Origin of the sequence: Microcoleus sp. AR_TQ3_B6 (assembly GCF_036702785.1) — a bacterium.
In the GTDB taxonomy this organism is placed as follows: Bacteria; Cyanobacteriota; Cyanobacteriia; order Cyanobacteriales; family Microcoleaceae; genus Microcoleus.
In genome coordinates this window covers 1-3,544 of sequence record NZ_JAUBVJ010000196.1, presented here as the reverse complement: position 1 = coordinate 3,544, position 3,544 = coordinate 1, and the positions used below count along the sequence as shown (strand labels likewise).

Genomic DNA, 3,544 nt, shown 5'->3' with positions numbered 1-3,544 from the left:
CTACATCGTTAGCGACGGGGCTGCGATTGTCCCGGCTACGGTGAATATCAACGTTACTAACAATCCGCCAACAGCAACTCCCGACACCTACAGCCTCAGTGCGGGAAAAGTCCTCAGCGTAATAGTGCCGGGAGTTTTAGGTAACGACTCCGACTCGGACTTGAACACACTAACTGCTGCGGTGGCCGCAAACCCAACTAAAGGCTCGATCGCCCTCAACAAAGACGGTTCTTTCACTTATACTCCTAACGCAGGCTTTTCTGGAATAGCTGTTGATGGTTGGTCGAATAGAACCGGTCCGATTAACCTTAATATTGCCCCTACCCCTCCTGGCTCTGCTGGCGGTGGTAAATTAACCGGAACTGCCAATAATACGCTCAAGGGGTATCCTGATAAAGATCCTCTAACGGGTAATACGGTTGCAGATACTTCTATCTTGCCGTTTGCAGTATCCTCTGTATCCGACAGTGCTTCGGGTACGGACTTGGCCATCGGCAACAAAATGGATCCACTTACCCAAGGTGGAGCCGCCCTCGATGCCCCTAGTCTCTTTAGCCCTGCTGCCAGCGATGTCCCCATTTTAGTAAAAGACCTAAATCCAGTGTTGACCGACGCTAATGGAGTATTAGCCGGAAGCCAACCTCTAGGAATGGATACTGAGCCTTTCGGTGTGGCTAAAACTAGCCTGTTGGCCGAGCCTTACCTGGTTGGCACTGGGCCTAAGCAACTCGGCTTTTAAGTTGCATCATAGAGAACCCATTTGATATCAAGATTGTCTGGAAGTAAGGTCATGGCTGTCACAACGGTATCCAGCAGCTAGACCTTACTCCTGCCGTCTCACAGATTTATACTGGGAAATCCTTGCACCCCTTGTGCCTCAGCTATTGCCTCAAAGGATTTGATGTTTGGCAACGGCGGTAGTGACCAGCTATGCGACTCGGAGGACAACGATACTCTCAACGGCACATTAGGGGACGATTATCTGATTGGGGGTTTGGGAAATGATATTCTCAACGGCGGCATGGGGCGCGATGGCTTTGTTTTAAAACCAGGTTCCGGCCCGAATCTAATTACTGATTTGATAAAAGGTGAAGATTTGCTGGTGTTAGATCGCGCTCTAACTTTTGCTCAACTTAGTATTACCTAAAACCCTAAGCTGTTAAGCATCTAAATAGCTTGTTGGGGAATCGTGAATCCCTTGTAGTTCAAGCGTCCTCGCTTGCTAGAATATACAGTTTAAATGCGTAACAGCTTACTTCAGCTTTCATGCAGAATGCTGCGCTGGCGGATTGAACCTCGATCGCGCCAGCGGTTTTCAATCAAACCGTGCGCCAGCATTCAGTCAATAATTACGCTTTCTTTCGGAGAGCGATCGTACACAGTCAGCCTGTTTGTGACTGAGTTAGGTTGCGAATTAGAGCCTGAATACTGCCGAAATGAAACCAGCAGAAAATGGGGGATTCCTTGTCAAATTATAGTGTAGCTAGCTCTACATTTACCGTCTAAATTAACTGCAACTGGCTCAAAGTTTGACGGCTTTGACTTCATCTTTCTTTACACAGCAGTGTTTATTTATGTCGGACTACTGAACGTCTCTATTGAGTGAATATAAAAAAGTACGTCTTTTCTCCTGCAAGTCGGAAAATTAGTTACAGGCAATACTGTCACATCAAGACAATAAAAGTCTAACCGTGCCATTCTCTACTCGCTATTCAACACTAAGTGTAAACTTTTATTACAAAATAAATCTCACCTCAGGAACAGTTTATGATGGATACATAGTGATATCAAGTCAAGCGAATCCAACGCATTTATAACCTTTTGCTTACTAGGTAAAATTCGCGTCCTACTGTATTCGCATACCTCTGTATTCGCGTGCATCTGTACCCGAGATCAAAGTAATTACCACTTAGAAAAAAAAGCAAAAAGACTATTAGCGTAAATGATAACTTTGCTAACCAAATTTTCCTCGTAGTCTACCTGTGAGTACAACAGGCTGAAATATTGGAGACACTGGAGAAGCACAGGAACCTGCCCAAAGTGGGCAAATTAACTCGGCGTGGTCGTCTGGGACAGCACCCAGTAGCGGGATAGTTAATTTTGACACCACAGGCAGTGATTTCGATACTTACTTGCCCGATAGAAAAGGGCATTTGTGCCATTTTCTATCCCCACTATTCTTTTATCAATAGAAGGGTTAATCTATCATGACTACAGAGTTTAGATCGGATCGTGTAATAGTCAAACTGAAACAGACGGTGTCTGCAAGTGACATTAACACCTTGCAGGCAGAAATCGGAGTCACAAAAGTCACCACAGCCGAAGAATTTGATATTGACATTTGGGACGTTCCAGCAGGAAACGTAGAACAAATAATATCCGCTTATGCAGATGATCCGCGCATTGAATACATAGAGCCGGATTATATTATCAGCCTTGAGGATGTCGAAAAAACGAATCCTACTCAAGAAAAATTAGCAGAAATTACACCGCAAATCACAACTCCCAACGATCCTAGCTATCCCCAATTATGGGGACTCAACAACACAGGTCAAAGTGGGGGAACCCCCGATGCAGACATCGATGCCCCCGAAGCGTGGGATATTCAAACGGGAAACCCAAACCAAGTTATCGGCGTTCTTGATACAGGAGTTGATTACAACCATCCCGACTTAGTGGGCAATATCTGGACAAATCCAGGGGAAGTCGCCGGAGATGGCATCGATAACGACAGTAACGGATATATTGATGATATTCGCGGCTGGGACTTTGCCTATAACGACAATAACCCGATGGATGTGAACAGCCATGGCACCCATGTTTCGGGAACCATTGCCGGAAAAGGCAATAACGGCGTTGGTGTGACCGGGGTGGCCTGGAATGCCAAGATTATGCCACTTAAATGGATAAATGATAGTGGTTCTGGCGACATATCTAATGCGATTTTGGCACTTAATTATGCTACGGCCAAGGGCGTCAAAATTACTAATAACTCTTGGAGAGTCTACAGCAACAGTCAAGGCCTATACGATGCCATCAATACCGCCGGACAACAGGGAGCTTTATTAATTGCTGCAGCGGGTAATGAAACAATTAACAATGACATAACGCCTGCTTATCCTGCCAGCTACAATCTACCTAATATTATCTCTGTTGCCGCAACCACCCGCACCGATGGACTCGCAACTTTCTCCAACTATGGACTCACTAGTGTTGATTTAGGAGCGCCAGGAGAAGATATTTATAGCACCACACCCGGAGGAAATTATGCCACTTACTCTGGGACATCCATGGCATCTCCCCATGTCGCCGGCGGGGCGGCGTTGGTGTGGTCTCAAAATCCGACTTGGACAGCACAGCAAGTTAAAAACCGGCTGCTAGAAACAACGGATCCTAAACCTGCTTTGAGTGGTAGGACGGTTTCAGGGGGTCGGTTGAACATTAACAATGCTTTGGGGGGCTCTACCCCACCACCATTGGTTCCCAATGATAACTTTGTCCAGCGGATTGTGCTAAGTGGCCTACCTGTGAGTACAACAGGCAC

The 3,544-nt window shown here is 46.1% G+C and carries 4 protein-coding genes; all 4 read left to right on the top strand.

The window, feature by feature from the left end:
* Positions 1 to 739 (top strand): Ig-like domain-containing protein (locus tag QUB56_RS36495; RefSeq protein ID WP_332961237.1); only part of this gene is annotated, 739 nt, incomplete at its 5' end.
* A gap of 162 nt (positions 740 to 901) precedes the next feature.
* Entirely contained in the window at positions 902 to 1,147 is a 246-nt protein-coding gene (locus QUB56_RS36490) for a hypothetical protein (RefSeq protein ID WP_332961236.1), read from the top strand.
* 93 nt (positions 1,148 to 1,240) lie between these two features.
* Complete coding sequence (locus QUB56_RS36485) at positions 1,241 to 1,483, top strand: hypothetical protein (RefSeq protein ID WP_332961235.1); 243 nt, start codon at positions 1,241 to 1,243, stop codon at positions 1,481 to 1,483.
* A gap of 775 nt (positions 1,484 to 2,258) precedes the next feature.
* A partial coding sequence (locus tag QUB56_RS36480; RefSeq protein ID WP_332961234.1) for a S8 family peptidase occupies positions 2,259 to 3,544 on the top strand: 1,286 nt, incomplete at its 3' end.